Genomic DNA, 17127 nt, shown 5'->3' with positions numbered 1-17127 from the left:
GACGAGGGCCTGCGCCGCGTGCTGGGGCGCTACCCGTCGAATGCGGTGGAGGTGTCCGATCCGGGCGTGCTCGACGACATCAACACCGCTGCCGATCTGGAGCGCCTGCGCTTGTCAGCGACTGTCCTGGCTTGGCAGCAGTCCATGCCGCTGGGCCAGCCGAACGAGGCGTGACACCTCCGCGTCGTCGATGCACAGCGCCTGCAGGCACTGTGCGGTGCGGTGCAGGTAGTCCACGGTTCGGCCGTAGCGTCCTTCGGCGTGGCGGAAGATCGCCAGATGCGTGGCGTCGTCGAGCCGGCCGGTGTGGGATGGGTGGGCAGGGTCGAGCGTGAAGGCCAGTGCGGTGACCGGGCCTTGCGGCGTGTGGCAGCGCAGCCAGCGCGGCGTGTAGACCCCGTTGGGCATCTCGCGCTCCCAGAGTGCATCGAGTTGCTGCACGGCCTCGTCGACTCCGGCCCGGTGGACCTGCCCGACACAGGAGCCTCCCGGCAGCAGCGCAAACACCAGTCCTGGGCAGTCCAGCGAGCCGCGGTTGACCCGCGAGCGCATGCGCAGCGCCCGGTGGTGGCCCCAGAGCCGTGCCGGCCGGATCTCTGCCGGGTCGAACTGCGGTCGCCACAGCAGCGAGCCATAGGCGTACAGCCAGAACGGTTCACCCCGGCCCAGCCGCTCGATCAACTGCTGTCGGGTGGTCTGGAGCAAGTCCAGTGAATGCGCCGAACAACCCGAAGGCGCGGCCGGCGAGGACAGTGGAAGATTCATGGCACTGCAGTGTCGCCGCAGTGGTGCCGGAGCGACAAGCCGGCGCTGTCACTGGATGCGTCACGGGTCGGCAAGGTGCAGCCCTTTAAACTTGTGCACCTTTTAACGATGAGGAGGATTCTCCATGAGTGACGACGATCGCGATGACAGCCGCAAGGTGGGCCTTTGGGTGGTGTTTTCCAGCGTGGCGGTGCTGCTGCTGGGTGTGCTCGGCTTTGCCGTGGTGCGCACGATGAAGGGCCCGGCCGCACCGGTTGCCCAGACCGCTGCGGCTGCGGCCAGCGCGGCCGAAGCCACTGATGTGCTGGTGGACTACGCGACCACGACCGCTGCTCTGGCGACCGTGTACTTCGAATCGGGCTCGGCCGCGCTGCATGCGGATGCGGACCCGGCCCTGGCCGAGACCGTCAAGGCACTCGCCGCCGATCCGGGCAAGCGGATCCTGCTGTCGGGCTACCACGACTCGACCGGGGATCCGGCCATGAACGCCGAACTCGCCAAGCAGCGCGCCAAGGCCGTGCGCGCCGCCCTGCTGGTGGCCGGCATTCCGCTGAACCAGGTGCTCCTGCGCAAGCCGGAAAGCACCACAGGCACGGGGACCGAGCGTGAAGCGCGCCGCGTCGAAATCCGTCTCGTCGACCCGCAGTAACCTTCTGCTCCGGGCCCGAGTTACCTTCAGGTTACGGCCTGAAGGTGACCCGGTCCTGCCGATACCGCAGCCCGGCGCCATGGACCGCTTCCATCGCGTCGGGCTGCGGCCATTTGAGCGGCATGTCCTGCCAGAGCGTGTTGCGCGGAAAGATTTGACGCTGTAACTTAGTTACGATTTAATCGTTCGACAAGTTTCAAGACTGCCAACGCCATGAAAACCCAGATCGTCGACATCACTGCCCGCATCCGTGAACGCAGCCGCCCGCAGCGCGAGGCCTACCTTCGCCGCACACGGGCGGCGGCGGTGCAGCCCCGTGGGGCCGATCGCATGGGTTGTGCCAATGTGGCGCATGCGTTTGCCGCACTGCCGGGCTCGGACAAGTTCCGCGTGGTGGCCGAGAAGGCGCCCAACATCGGCGTCATCACGGCCTACAACGACATGCTGTCGGCGCACCAGCCGTACGAGAGCTACCCTGCACTGATCCGCGACGAGGCACACCGGCATGGCGCGACGGTGCAGGTGGCGGGCGGGGTCCCTGCGATGTGCGATGGCGTGACGCAAGGGCTCGCGGGCATGGAGCTGAGCCTGTTCTCGCGCGACACCATCGCGATGGCCACGGCGGTCGGTCTGGCGCACGATGTGTTCGATGCGGCGCTGCTGCTGGGCGTGTGCGACAAGATCGTTCCGGGCCTGCTGATCGGCGCACTGCATTTCGGGCACCTGCCGTGCGTGTTCGTGCCGGCCGGACCCATGAGCACCGGGCTGTCCAACAGCGACAAATCCAAGGTGCGCGAGCAGTTCGCGCAAGGTCTGGTCGGTCGCGACAAGCTGCTCGAAGCCGAGTCCGCCGCCTACCATGGGGTGGGTACCTGCACCTTCTACGGCACCGCCAACTCCAACCAGATGCTGCTGGAGTCGATGGGCCTGCACGTGCCCGGCACGGCCTTCGTCCACCCGCACGCCGGCCTGCGCGAGGCCCTGACCCGCGAGGCGGTGCGCACGGTGCTGTCGATCCGCAAGGGCCAGCGCTTCACGCCGATCGGCGAACTGGTGGACGAACGCTGCATCGTCAACGCGATGGTCGCGCTGCTGGCCACCGGCGGTTCCACCAACCACCTGATCCACTGGGTGGCGGTCGCGCGCTCTGCGGGCATCTTGATCGACTGGACCGACTTCGCCGAACTGTCGGCCTGCACGCCGCTGCTGTCGCGGGTCTATCCGAACGGCAAGGCAGATGTGAACCAGTTCCAGGCGGCGGGCGGGCCGGGCTTCGTGCTGCGCGAATTGCTGGATGCCGGCTGCCTGCATGGCGACGTACTGACCGTGGCCGACGGCGGCATGGCCGCCTACGGTCGCGTGCCGACGCAAGGGGCGGACGGCGCGCTGGTGTGGCACGACCTGCCGTCCACGCCGATCGACGACGCCATCGTGCGCACGGCGGCGGCACCGTTCAGCGAGTCGGGCGGTCTCAGGCTGCTTGCGGGCAACCTCGGCCGCAGCGTGATGAAGGTCAGCGCGGTGCCCGAGGATCGCCACGTCATCGAAGCCCCCGCCATCGTCTTCGACAGCCAGGAAGCGCTGCACGTCGCCTTCAAGGCGGGCGAGCTGGAGCGCGACTTCGTCGCGGTCGTCCGCTTCCAGGGCCCGAAGGCCAACGGCATGCCCGAACTCCACAAGCTCACGCCGCCGCTGGCCGTGCAGCAGGACAAGGGTTTCCGCGTCGCGCTGGTCACCGACGGGCGCATGAGCGGTGCGTCGGGCAAGGTGCCGGCCGCCATCCACGTCAGCCCCGAAGTGCTGGCTGGCGGCCCGCTGGGCAAGGTGCGCACGGGCGATCTGGTGCGCGTCGATGCGGTCATGGGTACGCTGGACGCGCTGGTGCCGGCGGATGAATGGGCTGCCCGCGTGATCGAGGACCGCCCGGACGTGCTGACCGACGACGCCGGCCACGGCGTGGGCCGCGAGCTGTTCGGCGGGATGCGCCGCAACGTGCGCACCGCCGAAGAAGGCGCTGTGACCTGGCTGTGAACCGTGGCAGCGACCCCGACCCCTTTTCCGAACCCGACAACCTGACCATGCCCATGAACACCCTCGAACTCGCCGCCTGCGGCCCCGTCATCCCCGTCATCGTCATCGACCGCGTCGAGGACGCCGTGCCGCTGGCCCGCGCGCTGGTCGCTGGCGGTGTGCGCGTGCTGGAGGTGACGCTGCGCACCCCGGCCGCACTGGATTGCATTCGCGCCATGGTTGCTGCCGTTCCCGAGGCCATCGTCGGTGCCGGCACCGTGCGCTCCATCGCCGACGCGCAGGCCGCCAAGGACGCCGGCTGCCAGTTCGCCGTGAGCCCGGGCTACACCTCCGAGATCGGCCGCGCCTGCCTGGACATCGGCCTGCCGCTGCTGCCGGGCGTGTCCACCGCCAGCGAAGTCATGATGGCCAACGCCGACGGCTACCGCTTCCTGAAGCTGTTCCCTGCGACGGCGGTGGGCGGCATCAACCTGCTCAAGGCATTCGCCAGCCCCTTCCACGACGTGGTGTTCTGCCCGACCGGCGGCATCACGCTGGAGACAGCGCCGCAGTTCCTCGCGCTGCCCAATGTCAAGGTCTGCGGTGGCTCCTGGCTGACGCCGGCCGATGCGGTCCAGTCCGGTGACTGGGCGCGCATCACGCGTCTGGCGGCCGAGGCGCAGGCGCTGCGCGGCTGAAGACGCTGAAGTGGCTGGCGTTGAGGTGGCATTCATCTGGCGTCGTTACGATGCCAGGCTGATCGAGTTCCTGCGCGCCAAGTCGCCACCCAACCATGCAATTCGCTGACCACACCGACGACCCCGAAGACACCGAGTACTCTGCCGTGGAGCGTGCCGCTGCGGCGTCCCGCAGCACGTGGGTCAGCGTGGTCGTCAACCTGGTGCTGACAGTGCTGCAGATCACGGCGGGCATCCTGTCCAAATCGCAGGGCCTCGTTGCCGACGGCATCCACTCGCTGTCGGATCTGGTCGCGGACTTTGTCGTGCTCGTGGCCAGCAGCCAGAGCCAGCGCGATGCCGACGAGAGCCATCCCTACGGTCACCAGCGGGTCGAGAACGCGGCGTCGCTGGTGCTCGGTGCGCTGCTGCTGGCGGTCGGCATCGGCATGGTCTGGTCGGCCTTCCAGAAGCTGCAGTCGCCGGAGACCGTGGCACCGGTCGGGGTGGTTGCGCTGTGGGTGGCCGGTGCGGCGCTGGTGGCCAAGGAATCGCTGTTCCGCTACATGCTGGCGGTGGCCAAGCGGGTCAAGTCGAGCATGCTGGTGGCGAATGCATGGCATGCGCGCTCGGACGCCGCGTCGTCACTCGTCGTCGGCATCGGCATCGCCGGCAACCTGCTGGGCTATCCGATCCTCGATCCGATCGCGGCGCTGATCGTCGGCTTCATGGTCGGCCGCATGGGCTGGGAGTTCGGCTGGGAGGCGATGCACGACCTGATGGACCGTGCCATCGATGACGAAGAGGTCGCCGCGATCCGCCGCACGCTGGTCGAGACGCCGGGTGTCAGCGGTGTGCACGATGTCCGCACCCGCAAGATGGGTGACATGATCGTCGTCGATGCCCACATCGAGGTGGATGCGACCCTGACGGTGGAGCAGGGCCACGACATCGCCGTCGAGGCGCGCCACCGTGTCATGCAGCTCCACCGCGTGCTCAACCTGATGACGCACGTCGATCCCTGGCACCGTCCGGATCGGGACCACGAACCCGTGGCAGGTTGAGGACAGCGCATCGGGTTCGGCGCCGGTCTCACTCCGGCACGAACCAGTCTCCCACCGGCTGCAGACGCGCCTGCGGTGGGTTGCCGAAGCGCATCAGCCAGGTGCCTTGCGAGCCATGGCGGCGACCGGGGCCGAGCGTGAACCGGGGGTAGGCCGTGGCAGTCGCGGCTTCCTCGGCACCTTCCAGCAGCTCCAGCAGATACCCACGGCTGACCCTGCGTCCCATGCGGCGCAGCGCGTTCGCTGCCACCTCGCAGGCCGAGTAGGTGTGTCCCTGCAGTCGAATCAGCGCCGGGGTCTCGGCCAGAGGCAGTTGGTGGGTGTCCAGCCATTGGCCGACATTCCGTGCGACCCGTGGCAGGTGCCGTTCGAGCGGGTCGTAAGGCCACGTGACCTGGGTCACCCCGCGCCAGGCGGGCGACACGCTCTGGGGATCCAGCTCGATCAGCTCGCCGGACACCAGCGCGCGCGGGCCGCTGGCTGGAACGGTGTGCTGCGCGGTCCAGTCCTGCAGGGCTGGCGCTGGCAGCCACAGCGCCAGCGCATCGCGTGCGCCCAACCTGGACAGCCAGACCGCAGTGTCTGCGGCGTCCGGTCGATGCACCACGACCAGGACGCCGGCGGTGGGGCCGCTGGCGAGGTGATCCAGCAGCCGCTGCGCGCCGAGGCTGGCCGCTTCGTCCTGCGGATCGACGACGAGGTGGACCGCACGCCATCCATCTGCCGGCGCCTGCTCGGTCAGGGCGCTGGCCATCGCGGCGGCGTCAAGACTGATGCCGCGGGAGAAGTGGAAAGTCCAGTCCGAGGGCTGGAGGTCATCGACCGCGGCAGTGTTCGGCAGCACGCAGGGCAGTGCCTCGCGTTCGCAGTGCTGCTGAACCGCCTGCCACGGACCGCGGCCCGTGGGGCCGGTGGTGCCGGAGACGATGGCGAACACCGGCTGGTCGTGCTGCAGCGAGGCGAGTTCGTTCGACCATTGCAGCGGGTCCGGGCCGAGCGTCCAGCGGTGCAGGGTCCAGGCGGGCGGTCCGCCAGGGTCGTCGGCCTGGGGTGGGCTGCGCTCGGCCAGGCACCGGGCCAGCAGCGCCGGGCCGGCCTGGCGCACGGCGGGCAGGTTGTCGGACGTCTCGATGGTCGCGAGATGCAGGGTGTGTTCCGCATACCCTGGCGCCGTGCCGACCTGCATCGTCGTGGTGTAGGCGGCGATGGCACGGACCTCGTCCTCGGTGAGCCGGTAGCGTGGCATCAGCGGGTCCATGGCCTGTCCGTTGGCGGCGATGCCTTCGTTCAGCGCACGTTGCAGCGTGTCCAGCGCGTAGGCTGGGCGTGACTCGCTGGCGGGTGTCTGCCGTGCCAGCCGTGCGAAGACCCGGGCTGTTCGCTGGTGCGCGGGCTGGCCGGGTGCGAAGAGCACGCTGCCCGCGATGGGCGGCACCGCGGTGCTGCCTTCCGCGCCGCCCATGCCGCTGGCGCGGTGGCACTGGATGCACGCCGCCTGGCGGCCCTGGACCGATACGCCAGAGACCCGGTCCGCTTGCAGCGGTCTGCGGTCTGCGCCCAGGCCGTCGCGGTAGAGCTGCGCTCCCAGCGCGATGTCGGGGTCATGGTCCGTGACCGGTGTGTGTGTCCGTGCCGGTGTGGCCCAGCCCAGCGCCCCCGACAACAGGCACCAGCCGACAGCCCTGGCAGTGCCCCCTGTCCGCCGCTGCCGCGTCATGGCCCTGCTGCGAACGCGACGCGGATCAGCTCGTCGGGGGCGGCGTAGCCGTCCAGCCGCACCCACTGCCGGCTGCCTTTCGGCCGCACGAAGGTCACCGGCGTGTGTCCCATCTTGTCCGGCCGGTAGACGTTGAAGGCCCGCTGGACGGCATCGACCGCCTCGGCGCTGCCCGTGTGAAAGCGCCACTGGGCGCCCGCGCCGAAACGGGCGGCGTAGTCGCGCAGCCGGGCAGGGGTGTCGTGCTCCGGGTCGATCGACACGGAGACCATCTGCAGCGACTCGCGCTGTGCGCCGAGCCGCTCCTGGACTGCGGCGAAGGTCTGCGACAGGGGCGGGCACACGGTGGTGCAGCTCGTGAAGATGAAGTTGAGCAGCACGGGGCGCTGCGCGTCGAGGCTGCCGGCGAAGTCTGCGGCAGGTCCGGCCTGTGGTCGCAGTTGCACCGTCGGCAGCCGCACCGCCACCAGACTGCGGCCTGCGGTGGCCGGCGTCGATGCCGGGGTCAGGCACAGGTCGTCCATCCCGGTGATGGTCGGCGGTGCCGGCAGGCGTGTCTGGGCCGGCGCGCATGGCGAGCCGAATGCCAGCCACACTGCCGTGGCGGCACGCCACAGGTGGGGCGCGGCCATGCCGTCAGGCGACGACGAAGCGCCGCATCATCTCGTGGTCTTCGTGCGAGAGGATGTGGCAATGCCAGACGTATTCGCCCGGCCGGTCGAAGCGCACCAGGATCCGGGTGATTTCGCCCGGGTAGGCCACGACCGTGTCCTTGCGGCCGGCTTCATGCGGCTCGGCGGGTCGGGTCGGGCCGAGCAGGGTCACGTCGGTCAGCCAGCCGCCCACGGTGCTGCCCCCTGCGCCCATGGGCTTGGGCACGACGACGCCATCGAAGGCCTGGCGGTTCAGGACCCGGAAGGCGGTCTGGTGCAGGTGGATCGGGTGGGCGTCCACGGTGGTGTTGTGGAACTCCCAGAGTTCGGTGCTGCCGAGGGTGATGCGCTCGGTGACCGGGTCCGAATAGAAGAAGGTGCCGTGGGCGGGACTGGTCGGGTTGCCCGCGGCAGGATTCACGGTGCCCAGCAGGGTCTGCAGGCGGTTGTAGGGGTCGACGCCCTCGACCAGCAGCAGCTTGCGCACGGGAGCGCCCGTGGCCACGGGCGTCTTCAGTGGTCCGAGCACCGGCCGCAGCGAAGCGGGCAGCGTGGTGTCGGGCCGTTGCGGATCCAGCGCGACCGACACGGGAAAGGCCATGATCAACCCCGCTGTCGAGGCATCGACGGGGACTCCGAACGGGAACGGCGTCGGCGCGGTGTTGACCAGCGTCACCCGCTGACCGGCCAGGCCCTTGAAGCTCACGACCAGATCGGCCCGTTCGCCTGGGGCCAGCACGAGGTGGGTCAGCGGCACGGGGGTGTTCATCAGACCGAGTTCGGTGCCCACCTGGTGGAAGGCCAGGGTGTTGCCATTTCCGCGCCGGAACTGCAGGTCGTAGAAGCGCGAGTCCGATCCGTTGAGCACCCGCAGCCTGTACGCGCGCGGTTCCACCGCATGCTGTGGCCAGGGCACCCCGTTGACAAGGATGAAGTCGCCGAAGAATTCGGGCAGGTGGGTGGTGCGGGGGGCGCTCGGGTTGAGCGGATCGGTCGAGGGGTAGAACAGCTTGCCGGTGTTGTCGAACATCCGGTCCTGGACCACGAGCGGCACTTCGTAGGGACTGGCCGGCAGCTGGTTGCGCTGCAACAGCCAGTCCTCGTTCGCGTCCCGGATGAAGTAGTGCCCGGCCAGGCCCATGAACACGTTCAGCCGGGTCACGCCCAGCGCGTGGTCGTGGTACCAGAGGTGTCCTGCTTCCTGCTGGTGCTGGTAGGTGTACTGCGTGCTCCAGAGGCGGCCGGCGTAGTCTGGCAGCCCGTCCTGGTTGCGGTCCATGGTGGTCCAGGCGTCCGGCAGGCCGTCGCTGGCGGAGGCCTGGTCGCCACCATGGCGGTGCGCCACCAGCGGCACCGGTGCCAGACCCCCGAGGTTGCCCGGGTTGGCCCACATCAGCGTGGTGTCCAGTGGCAATCGGTGGCTGAGCGGGCGCAGGCCCTTGTCCAACTGGTTCACGTAGCGGACCGTGATCTGGCTTCCCGTGCGGACCGAGAACGTGCGGCCGGGTGCCGTGGGCGGTTGTGTCGGCGTGGCATAGCCCCAGAGCAGGGTGGTGAGCTTCTGCCCGGTGGGCGATACCAGCCCGATCTGGCTGCTGAATTCGCGCAACAGCAGCAGGTAGGCGTTCCCGCCAGCCGCCGTGGGATCGAACGCATTGAGTGGGGCGTTCGGGTTGGGAAGCAGATTGACGAACTTGGGGTGGCTCCTGCCTTGCAGGAGCGGTGTTCCGGTGGTGCCGGAGCCGGCCGTGGTCTGGGCGCTGGCGGTGTTCAGCGAGGCTGTTCCGCTCAGGCCGACCCATGCCCCACGCTTCAAGATGCTTCTTCGACTGATCATGCTGGTCCCTGGTAATCCCTGGGACCAGTGTGATTTTCGTGAACTAGTTGGTCAATTGGTGAAATTTTGTGTAGCCATGAACGCCACATGGCTTTAATTTTCGGTTCAGAAGAAACTATTTCGAACGTTTTTCAAGAATGAAATTGGCTCCGGCGTACTGCCCCAGCGTTTCCGTGAGGATGGGCATCACCTCTTGCAGCATCGAATGCAGCACGAACGGAGGGTTGATGACCAGCATTCCGCTGCCGAGCATGCCGAAGCCACTCTGGTCGGGCTCGGCCACCGACATGCGCACATGCACCCAGCCGCGCTTGGACTGCGCATCGGCCGCGGCCTTCAGGCGGTCGGTCATTTCCTTGGGTTCGAGCCGCTGCAGCTGCGGATACCACACCAGGATCACGGCGTCGGCGAACCGATCCAGTCCGTCCCGCACGGCGCCGACCACCTTGGCGTAGTCGGTCTTGATCTCGTAGCTCGGGTCGATCAGCACCACACCGCGGCGCGACGGTGGCGGCAGCTCGGCCTTCAGCCCCGCGAAGCCGTCGGAGTTCATCACGGCGGTCTCGCGGCGCGTTTCCAGCGCGGTCTGCAGCAGCGGGAAATCGGTCGAGTGCAGCTCGTACAGGCGCATCCGGTCGTCGGCGCGCAGCAGCATCTGCGCCAGCGCGGGCGAGCCGGGGTAGCGCGTCAGGCGGTCGGGCTGCGGGTTGAAGCGGCGCACCAGCGCGAGGTAGTCGTTCAGCGCTGCGGGCAGGTCCTTGCGGCCGAACAGGCGGCCCACGCCGTCGTCGTACTCGGCGTGCTTGCGGGCGTGGTTGCTGTCGAGCCCGTAGCCGCCGGCCCCGGCATGGGTGTCGACGAGGGTGAAGGGTTTGTCCTTTTCCGCCATGTAGCGCAGCACCTGCGTGAAGACGAGGTGCTTGAGGACATCGGCATGGTTGCCGGCATGGAAGGCGTGTCGGTAGGCGAGCATGGCGGGATTGTCGCCGCTGGCGGGCCGCGCTTCCTAGAATGCGTGATCCCTTTCACTGTCCCGGAGTCCGCATGTCCGCTGCCCAGTCCCTCTACCGCCAGAAACTCGTCAGCGCTGCCGAGGCCGCCACCCGCGTGCGCGACGGTGACACGGTCCTCGTGGCCTCTGCGGTGGGTGAGCCGCCGACATTGCTGCAGGCGCTGTCCGCCCGGCGCACCGCACTGCGCGACGTGACGCTGAGCCAGTTGCTGCCGCTGTCGCCGCAGGCGTACATGGACGTGGACAGTGCGCCGCACATCCGCCACCGCTCGCTGTTCCTGAGCGCGGCGGTGCGGGCTGGGTTCAAGGCGGGATGGGCGGACCTGGTGCCATGCCATTTCTCGGAAATTCCGCGGCTGGTGCGGCGGGGCGAGCAGCGCTGCGAGGTGGTGATGTCGATGGCCTCGTCGATGGACGAACACGGCTACTTCAGCGTCAGCCTCAGCCCCGATTTCACGATGGCGGCGATCGAGCGCGCCCGCGACGTGGTGCTGGAGGTCAACCCGAACGTGCCCTTCGCCTTCGGGAACTGCCATGTCCATGTCTCGCAGGTCCGTGCGCTGGTCGAGTCCGATGCGCCGCTGCGCGAGGTCGGCCTGCCGCAGGTCAACGAGATCCAGCGGACCATCGGGCTGCATGTGGCCGAGCTGGTGCGGGATGGCGACACGCTGCAGCTTGGCTACGGCAGCATTCCTGATGCGGTCGTCATGCAGCTTGGGGGCAAAAAAGACCTGGGCATCCACACCGAGATGATCGGCGACGGTCTGATCTCGCTGCTCGAAGCCGGAGCGGTCACCGGGCGGCGCAAGAACTTCCTGCCGGGCAAGATCGTCGCCACCTTCGGCATGGGCACGCGCCGGCTCTACGCCGCGATGCACCGCAACCCGATGCTGGAGATGCACCCGGTCGATTTCACCAACGACCCTGCCATCGCGGGGCAGAACGACAACCTGGTGGCGATCAACGCGACGCTGCAGGTGGACCTCTTCGGCCAGTGCGGCTCGGAAAGCCTCGGCCCGAATCCTTACTCGGGCACTGGTGGACAGACCGACTTCATCCGCGCCGCCAACCGCTCGAATGGCGGGCGCGGCATCATCGTCCTGCCCTCGACCGCCAAGGGCGACACGATCTCGCGCATCGTGCCGACGCTGACGCCGGGGACGCTGGTGTCCACCAGCAAGAACGACGTGAACCATGTGGTCACGGAGTACGGGGTGGCGCAGTTGCGGGGGAAGAGCCTGCGGGAGCGGGCGCAGGAGTTGATTGCGATCGCGCACCCGGCCTTCCGCGAGGAGCTGGCGCACGCGGCGCGCGCGATGTCGTTGCTGTGACGCTCCGGGGCCGTGCTCAGTCGCCCTGCATCAGCGCCATCAGCTCCTCGGCGCGCAGCACCCCGGCCACTTCACTGCCTTCCAGCACGCTGTCGGCGAGTTCGCGCTTGTCCTGGTGCAGGGCCACGATCTTCTCCTCCAGCGTGCCGGCGCGTACCAACCGGTAGACCGTCACCGGGCGCTGCTGCCCGATGCGGTGGGCACGTCCGCTGGCCTGGTCCTCGGCGGCCGGGTTCCACCACGGGTCGGCGATGACCACGTAGTCGGCCACTGTCAGGTTCAGGCCGAAGCCGCCGGCCTTCAGGCTGATCAGGAAGAAGTCGCCATCCCCGCCCTGGAACGCTGCCACCCGCTTGGTCCGCTCCAGCGACGGCGTGGACCCATCGAGGTACTGGTAGCGCAGCCCGGCCGCATCCAGCGGCTCCTTCAGCAGCGCCAGGAAGTCGACGAACTGGCTGAACACCAGCGCCTTGTGGCCGTTGGCGGCGAGTTCGGTGGCCAGTTCCCCGAACGCCTTCACCTTGGCGCCCACCAGCTGGATCTCCGGCGTCACCAGCCGCGGATCACAGGCGGCGCGGCGCAGCTTGGTGAGCTGCGCGAGGATGTTCAGGTGCGACTGGCCTGGCTTGTCGTCCTCCATCGCCTTCTCGGCGTCGCGCAGGGCCTGCCGGCGCAGGGCTTCGTAGTGCGCATGCTCGGTCGCATCGGCGTCCACCAGCATCGTCAGCTCGGTGCGCGGCGGCAGGTCGTCGAGTACCTGCGCCTTGGTGCGGCGCAGGATGAACGGCGCGATCAGCCTGCGCAGCGTGCGCTGCGCCCCGCGGTGGCGGTCGCGCTCGATCGGCACCGCGAAGCGCAGGTTGAACGTCCCCATTGTCCCGAGCAGTCCCGGGTTGCACACCCGCATGATCGACCACAGCTCCGACAGCCGGTTCTCGATCGGCGTGCCCGACAGCGCCAGGCGAAACCCCGCGCTCAGTTCATGCACTGCCTGGCTGCGCTTGGCGGTGGCGTTCTTGATCGCCTGCGCCTCGTCGAGCACCAGCGTGTGCCACTGCCGTGCCGCGAAGGTCGTCCCGTTGAGCTGCTGCAACTGGTAGGACACGAGCACGACATCCTGCGGCCCGAGGTCGGCCAGCAGCGCGTCGCGGTCGCCCTGCGCACCGCCTTCCGCATAGGGCAGCAGGCGCAGCGACGGCGCGAAGCGGCGGGCTTCGGCCTGCCAGTTGCCGATCAGCGAGGTCGGTGCGATCACCAGCGCCGGCCCGCCCGCCGCCCGCGCGAGCAGCACGGCCAGCGCCTGCAGCGTCTTGCCCAGGCCCATGTCGTCGGCGAGCACGGCGCCCAGCCCGGTCTCGGCCAGCCGCATCGCCCACTGATAGCCTTCTTCCTGGTACGGCCGCAGCGTGGCCTGCAGTGTGCGTGGCAATGCCGGCTCGAATTGCTGGGCCACCACGAGCCGGTCGATGCGCTCGCGGAAGGCCGTGTCGCCGTCCATGTCGGCGCCACGCAGCGTCGTGTCGAGCCAGGCCGCGGCCACCGGCGTCACGCGGGCGGCGTCGGTGCGGTGCACCTCGGCGACGCTGGCGAGTTCGTCGAGCCGGCTGCGCAGTTCCTCGGTCAGCGCGAGGTAGCGGCCCTCGCCCATCGGGATGAAGCGGCTTTTCTCGCTGGTGCTCCAGTCCAGCAGCCGGCCCAGGGTGACGACGAGCTGCTCGTTGAGCGTCACGCCGCCCTGCAGCGCCAGCCATTCCGAGCCGGATTTGACGTTGACCTTGAGCTGCCCCAGGCCGACGCTGTCCACCCGGATCGCCTTGCCCTTGGGCCAGTCGAGCGCCATCACCGCATTCAGCGTGTGCAGCCGCTCCAGCAGCGCCAGCGCCTGGTCTGGCTGCTCGACCAGCCACGCGGCTGGCGCTTCTGCCCGCGGTGGCGCCAGCATCGGGCAGGCGTCCACCGTGGTCTCCAGGTGCGAACGTTCGGCGTCAAGGTCGCGCTGAACCCCGAGCGTCTCGTCGCCGACCTTGGCGATCATCCGCACCCGGCCGCTGCCGGGGTTGACGCGCGGCCCGTCCGTGCCGAAGGGCATGACGACCAGCCGCAGTGCCACGCCGTCGCCCTCGGGCGTCAGTTCGGCGCGCAGCCGGGATTCGGTCGGCACCTCGCGGGCGGCGGCGGTCGTGTCGCTGTGGACCTGGAAGTGCGCGCCCAGGCTGCGCAGCACCTCGTCGAGCTGGCCGGCTGCCGCTTTCGGCACCTCCAGCCCGGCGCCGATGAGCTGCGCGGCACGGGTCTGCGCGGCATTCAGGCGCACGAGCCGTGCGTGCTGCGGGCCGTCGCGCAGGATGGTGAGCACGCGCAGTGCGTCGGCCTCCTTCTGCTCGGCGGCGCTGGTGATCCAGAGCTGTGGTTCCTGGCGCTCGGCGGCCGGGTCGGTCCAGCGCGGTGGCGGCTGCAATGCCACGCGCAAGCGGGTGCCCAGGTCGGTGACATCGAGCACGGGCGGCGCCTCCGTCAGCGCCACGGCCACGTCGGGCGTGTCGTCGAATTCGACATGCGGATGCCCGACCAGCGCCACCGCGGCCGCGGCCAGATCGAAGCGCTGACTGCGGTCGCGTGGATTGGTCCGCAGCGTGCGGGCGACCACCGCGTCGTGCGGTGGCAGCGTCTCGTTCTTGCTGAGCTTGAGCAGCGAAGCGGTCTTGGGTTTTCCCCAGCCGCGCAGACCGCGCTTCTGCTCCATCGGTGCGATGTCGTTGACCGCGCCGTAGTCATTGACCGTCACCACCCAGACCAGCCGGGTCTCGGTGGAGGCGACCGCAGCGCCCGGGCTCTCCGCGGCGATCCCACCGGCGATGGCGGCCAGGGCCGACAGCGCGCTGCGCCAGCGTTCGCCCTCCTGCGGTGTGGTCACGAAAAAGGATGCGGGAGCTGGCTGCCCATGGAGCACGGCCAGTGCCGCGTCGAGCTGGGCGCGCAGGTCGTGCAGCCCGCAGACCGCCAGACGCTCGCCCAGCAGGCGTGCCGCATCGAGTTGCAGGGCGTTGAGCGGCTCGGCCCCCGGCCGGTCCTTCAGCCAGGCGCGCACCAGCCAGCGGCTCAGGTCGAGCGGGTCGAGGTGGAACTCGTTGGTGCGGGGCAGGAAGGCTTGCAGGTCGCGCCGTGCATCGCCCAGCTTCATCTGGATGGCCAGCGCAAGCACCCCCCACGGCGACTCCAGCACTGGCTGGCGCTTGCCGCCTTCCGACAGGCAGAACTTGAGCGCCTTGTGCAGGGAGACCGGCTGCGCATCGGCCAGCAGTGCGAGGACGTAGGCCAGCCCGACCGGTGGCGACACGAGTGTCTTGCGCTTGCCGGACAGCGTGCGCATCACGTCCAGCACGGCGTCCACATCGGCGATGCAGCCAGCCCAGTCCCCGCTGCGCATGCGGCGCACGGCCTCGAACGAGGCCGCCACCGCGCGCCAGACCGGCAGGCTGGCATCCAGATCGGCGTCACCGCTGGGCTGGAGCATGGCGTCCAGGGCGGGTGCCACCTCGTCGAAACGCCCGGCCAGCAACAGGTGCTCCGCCTGCACGATCGGCAGGGTCGTCAGGCGCACGAGTGCGCCGAGTGCCGGATCGGCGAGCGCCCGTCGACGCAGGTCCTCTGTCATCGCCAGCAGCGGCAGCCCGCCCGGATTCGCCCAGTGCAGGTTGAGCAGGGCGAGGTTTTCACGCAGCGTCTCGGCCTGCAGCTGCGGGTGCATCCGGGGGAACAGGACCTCGTCGAGCACGTCGTGCAGCGCGCGCTCCAGCACGGCGTCCCATTCCATGCCCCAGCGGCAGCCCTGGCGCAGTCGCTCCAGCGCCTGGGCATCCTGCCCGCTGAACACCGCCAGCCGCGTGACGGCACAGGCGAGTTCCATGCTGTCGAAATGCCAGTAGGCCGTGCCGAACCGGACCGCGGATCGGCTGCCATCGGTGTCCAGCAGGGCGGTGCGCAGGGTGTCCGCGGGAGTGCGTTGCAGCAGCGCGAGGTAGGTCGCGCTGTAGTGCAGCGGGTGCACGCGCCAGTGTCCCTGGCGCTGCGGGTGTTCGACGATCCGGCCCGACGCGGCGAGGGCGTCCATGGCCGCGCGCACCTGTTCGCCGGTGTAGCGCTTGCCGTCCTGGTTGCGCCAGCCCAGATCGGCCAGCAAGGTGGTGACCCAGGTGCGCACGCGGTAGGTGGCGCCGAGCGCCATGCCCTGGAGGACATCGCGCTGTTCGTGTGCAGCGCCATCAAGTGGAGGGAGTGGAGAAGGGGTCACACGCATGGCGCCGCATTCTGCCTCGTTTGAGGGGGGCGCCCCTTTCATGCCATCGTCATCACTTGAATATGGGGGTGTGGTTCATATTGATGGACCACTGCCTGTTGGATGGCCCCCGTTGATTGCAGCGTTTCACTGCGGTGTCGGATTCCTGCCCCTCCGAGTTTTTGTGGCGAGACAAGGTGAACACGAATGGCACATATGGCAAATGAATGGCAAATGACTGGCAGGTGGAAATCCTGTTGCCAGTACAGGGCACCGACGAGGCGCTCGATCGAACCGCGGGAGAACTCTGGCGCGGCACTGGAATACCGCCTGCAGGCATGGCTGGCCAGGGCCTGTCCGGTGAATCTGTTGGCGCTGCCCCCCCTCCGCCTTGATCACGACCTCTGGATCAACTCGATCTTGTATCCATCCGGATCGGTGATGAAGGCGATGACGGTGTCTCCGCCTTGCACGGGACCCGCTTCGCGCGTGATCGCACCGCCCAGTGCCGCGGCCCTGGCACGGACCGCATCGCAGGTGGCCTGGGCGTCCGCCACACCGATGGCGATGTGGCCGTAGGCCGTGCCGGTTTCGTAGGCGGTGACACCGTGGTTGAACGTCAGTTCGAGTTCGGCGTGTTCCGGATTGCTGCCGTAGCCCAGGAAGGCCAGGTCATAACCCTGTGCCGGACGGTGTGTGGTGCGCAGCAGCGCCATGCCCAGCACCTGGCAATAGAAGTCGATCGAGCGTTGCAGATCGCCGACCCGCAGCATGGTGTGAAGAATTCTCATGGTGGTGTGACTCCGTGTATTGATCCGCGAATGCTAGCACCGCTGCACCACCCATTCAGAGGCCAGTGCTTTCAAGGTGAGGTTTGAACGGCAGCGTTCTTGCTGCGATCTGTGCTCATCTTGACGAGCGCCGACTTGCCAAGAGGTCCACACCGACTGCTTTTGATGCTTTTTTAGCCACTTTGATGCCCTGTTGAGGCACCACCTTGAAAGCACTGCCATTCAGAGGCCCGGAAATAAGGGGTAAATAGGGGAGATTTTCTATTCAAATTCTGAATGTGTGACGCATTTTTGTTTTGATTCTCCGTTCCCATGAATAATGAACAGCACATTTTCTGTGCTGGC

At 68.5% G+C, this 17127-nt stretch carries 12 protein-coding genes; 5 read left to right on the top strand and 7 right to left on the bottom strand.

Annotation, left to right across the window (positions count from 1 at the left end; all coding sequences use genetic code 11):
- Positions 1 to 114 precede the first annotated feature (114 nt).
- Positions 115 to 765: a gamma-glutamylcyclotransferase gene (locus AB3X43_RS17295; RefSeq protein ID WP_369431113.1), complete on the bottom strand. Its 651-nt coding sequence runs from the start codon at positions 763 to 765 to the stop codon at positions 115 to 117.
- 124 nt (positions 766 to 889) lie between these two features.
- Here AB3X43_RS17295 and AB3X43_RS17290 point away from each other — a divergent pair, with 124 nt between their 5' ends.
- The 4 genes from AB3X43_RS17290 to AB3X43_RS17275 all read left to right on the top strand — a co-directional run bounded on the left by AB3X43_RS17290 (position 890) and on the right by AB3X43_RS17275 (position 5165).
- Positions 890 to 1414 carry an OmpA family protein gene (locus AB3X43_RS17290; RefSeq protein WP_369431112.1) on the top strand — a complete coding sequence of 175 codons (525 nt, stop codon included), beginning with the start codon at positions 890 to 892 and terminating at the stop codon, positions 1412 to 1414.
- A gap of 213 nt (positions 1415 to 1627) precedes the next feature.
- Positions 1628 to 3445, top strand: coding sequence for a phosphogluconate dehydratase (gene edd / locus AB3X43_RS17285; RefSeq protein WP_369431111.1), 1818 nt, complete (start codon positions 1628 to 1630; stop codon positions 3443 to 3445).
- 53 nt (positions 3446 to 3498) lie between these two features.
- The gene (locus tag AB3X43_RS17280) at positions 3499 to 4122 is read left to right on the top strand and encodes a bifunctional 4-hydroxy-2-oxoglutarate aldolase/2-dehydro-3-deoxy-phosphogluconate aldolase (protein ID WP_473965143.1); all 624 of its coding nucleotides are present in this window, start codon (positions 3499 to 3501) and stop codon (positions 4120 to 4122) included.
- A 95-nt stretch (positions 4123 to 4217) separates the two neighbouring features.
- Positions 4218 to 5165: a cation diffusion facilitator family transporter gene (locus AB3X43_RS17275; RefSeq protein ID WP_369431109.1), complete on the top strand. Its 948-nt coding sequence runs from the start codon at positions 4218 to 4220 to the stop codon at positions 5163 to 5165.
- A gap of 28 nt (positions 5166 to 5193) precedes the next feature.
- Here the strand turns inward: AB3X43_RS17275 and AB3X43_RS17270 are convergent, their stop codons facing one another.
- The 4 genes from AB3X43_RS17270 to AB3X43_RS17255 all read right to left on the bottom strand — a co-directional run bounded on the left by AB3X43_RS17270 (position 5194) and on the right by AB3X43_RS17255 (position 10345).
- Positions 5194 to 6882, bottom strand: a complete 1689-nt coding sequence (locus AB3X43_RS17270) for a cytochrome c/ABC transporter substrate-binding protein (RefSeq protein WP_369431108.1) — start codon at positions 6880 to 6882, stop codon at positions 5194 to 5196.
- Positions 6879 to 7514, bottom strand: coding sequence for an SCO family protein (locus AB3X43_RS17265; RefSeq protein ID WP_369431107.1), 636 nt, complete (start codon positions 7512 to 7514; stop codon positions 6879 to 6881). The genes AB3X43_RS17270 and AB3X43_RS17265 overlap by 4 nt, the downstream gene beginning before the upstream one ends.
- Before the next feature lie 4 nt (positions 7515 to 7518).
- The gene (locus tag AB3X43_RS17260; protein WP_369431106.1) at positions 7519 to 9351 is read right to left on the bottom strand and encodes a multicopper oxidase family protein; all 1833 of its coding nucleotides are present in this window, start codon (positions 9349 to 9351) and stop codon (positions 7519 to 7521) included.
- Between the two features lie 136 nt (positions 9352 to 9487).
- Positions 9488 to 10345, bottom strand: coding sequence for a 23S rRNA (adenine(2030)-N(6))-methyltransferase RlmJ (locus AB3X43_RS17255; protein WP_369431105.1), 858 nt, complete (start codon positions 10343 to 10345; stop codon positions 9488 to 9490).
- A gap of 71 nt (positions 10346 to 10416) precedes the next feature.
- Here AB3X43_RS17255 and AB3X43_RS17250 point away from each other — a divergent pair, with 71 nt between their 5' ends.
- Positions 10417 to 11715 carry an acetyl-CoA hydrolase/transferase family protein gene (locus tag AB3X43_RS17250; RefSeq protein WP_369431104.1) on the top strand — a complete coding sequence of 433 codons (1299 nt, stop codon included), beginning with the start codon at positions 10417 to 10419 and terminating at the stop codon, positions 11713 to 11715.
- Positions 11716 to 11731: 16 nt separating this feature from the next.
- On the opposite strand, the gene AB3X43_RS17245 is transcribed toward AB3X43_RS17250, so the two are convergent.
- Both AB3X43_RS17245 and gloA read right to left on the bottom strand, forming a co-directional pair.
- Positions 11732 to 16012 (bottom strand): DEAD/DEAH box helicase, encoded by a 4281-nt coding sequence (locus AB3X43_RS17245; protein WP_369431103.1) that lies wholly within the window; start codon positions 16010 to 16012, stop codon positions 11732 to 11734.
- 374 nt (positions 16013 to 16386) lie between these two features.
- Positions 16387 to 16782, bottom strand: a complete 396-nt coding sequence (gloA, locus tag AB3X43_RS17240; RefSeq protein WP_369431102.1) for a lactoylglutathione lyase — start codon at positions 16780 to 16782, stop codon at positions 16387 to 16389.
- Positions 16783 to 17127: the final 345 nt, after the last annotated feature.

The organism is Sphaerotilus sp., assembly GCF_041083715.1.
Taxonomy (GTDB): domain Bacteria; phylum Pseudomonadota; class Gammaproteobacteria; order Burkholderiales; family Burkholderiaceae_C; genus Sphaerotilus.
Note: the sequence above shows the minus strand (reverse complement) of the source record. Positions and strands in the feature narration are given on the sequence as shown.

What these genes read in the sequence shown, in the direction of transcription:
- AB3X43_RS17265 (WP_369431107.1), bottom strand. Translation starts at nt 7,514, where the DNA reads ATGGCCGCGCCCCACCTGTGGCGTGCCGCCACGGCAGTGTGGCTGGCA.
- AB3X43_RS17270 (WP_369431108.1), bottom strand. Translation starts at nt 6,882, where the DNA reads ATGACGCGGCAGCGGCGGACAGGGGGCACTGCCAGGGCTGTCGGCTGG.
- gloA (WP_369431102.1), bottom strand. Translation starts at nt 16,782, where the DNA reads ATGAGAATTCTTCACACCATGCTGCGGGTCGGCGATCTGCAACGCTCG.
- AB3X43_RS17280 (WP_473965143.1), top strand. Translation starts at nt 3,499, where the DNA reads ATGAACACCCTCGAACTCGCCGCCTGCGGCCCCGTCATCCCCGTCATC.
- AB3X43_RS17275 (WP_369431109.1), top strand. Translation starts at nt 4,218, where the DNA reads ATGCAATTCGCTGACCACACCGACGACCCCGAAGACACCGAGTACTCT.
- AB3X43_RS17250 (WP_369431104.1), top strand. Translation starts at nt 10,417, where the DNA reads ATGTCCGCTGCCCAGTCCCTCTACCGCCAGAAACTCGTCAGCGCTGCC.
- AB3X43_RS17295 (WP_369431113.1), bottom strand. Translation starts at nt 765, where the DNA reads ATGAATCTTCCACTGTCCTCGCCGGCCGCGCCTTCGGGTTGTTCGGCG.
- AB3X43_RS17290 (WP_369431112.1), top strand. Translation starts at nt 890, where the DNA reads ATGAGTGACGACGATCGCGATGACAGCCGCAAGGTGGGCCTTTGGGTG.
- edd (WP_369431111.1), top strand. Translation starts at nt 1,628, where the DNA reads ATGAAAACCCAGATCGTCGACATCACTGCCCGCATCCGTGAACGCAGC.
- AB3X43_RS17245 (WP_369431103.1), bottom strand. Translation starts at nt 16,012, where the DNA reads ATGCGTGTGACCCCTTCTCCACTCCCTCCACTTGATGGCGCTGCACAC.
- AB3X43_RS17255 (WP_369431105.1), bottom strand. Translation starts at nt 10,345, where the DNA reads ATGCTCGCCTACCGACACGCCTTCCATGCCGGCAACCATGCCGATGTC.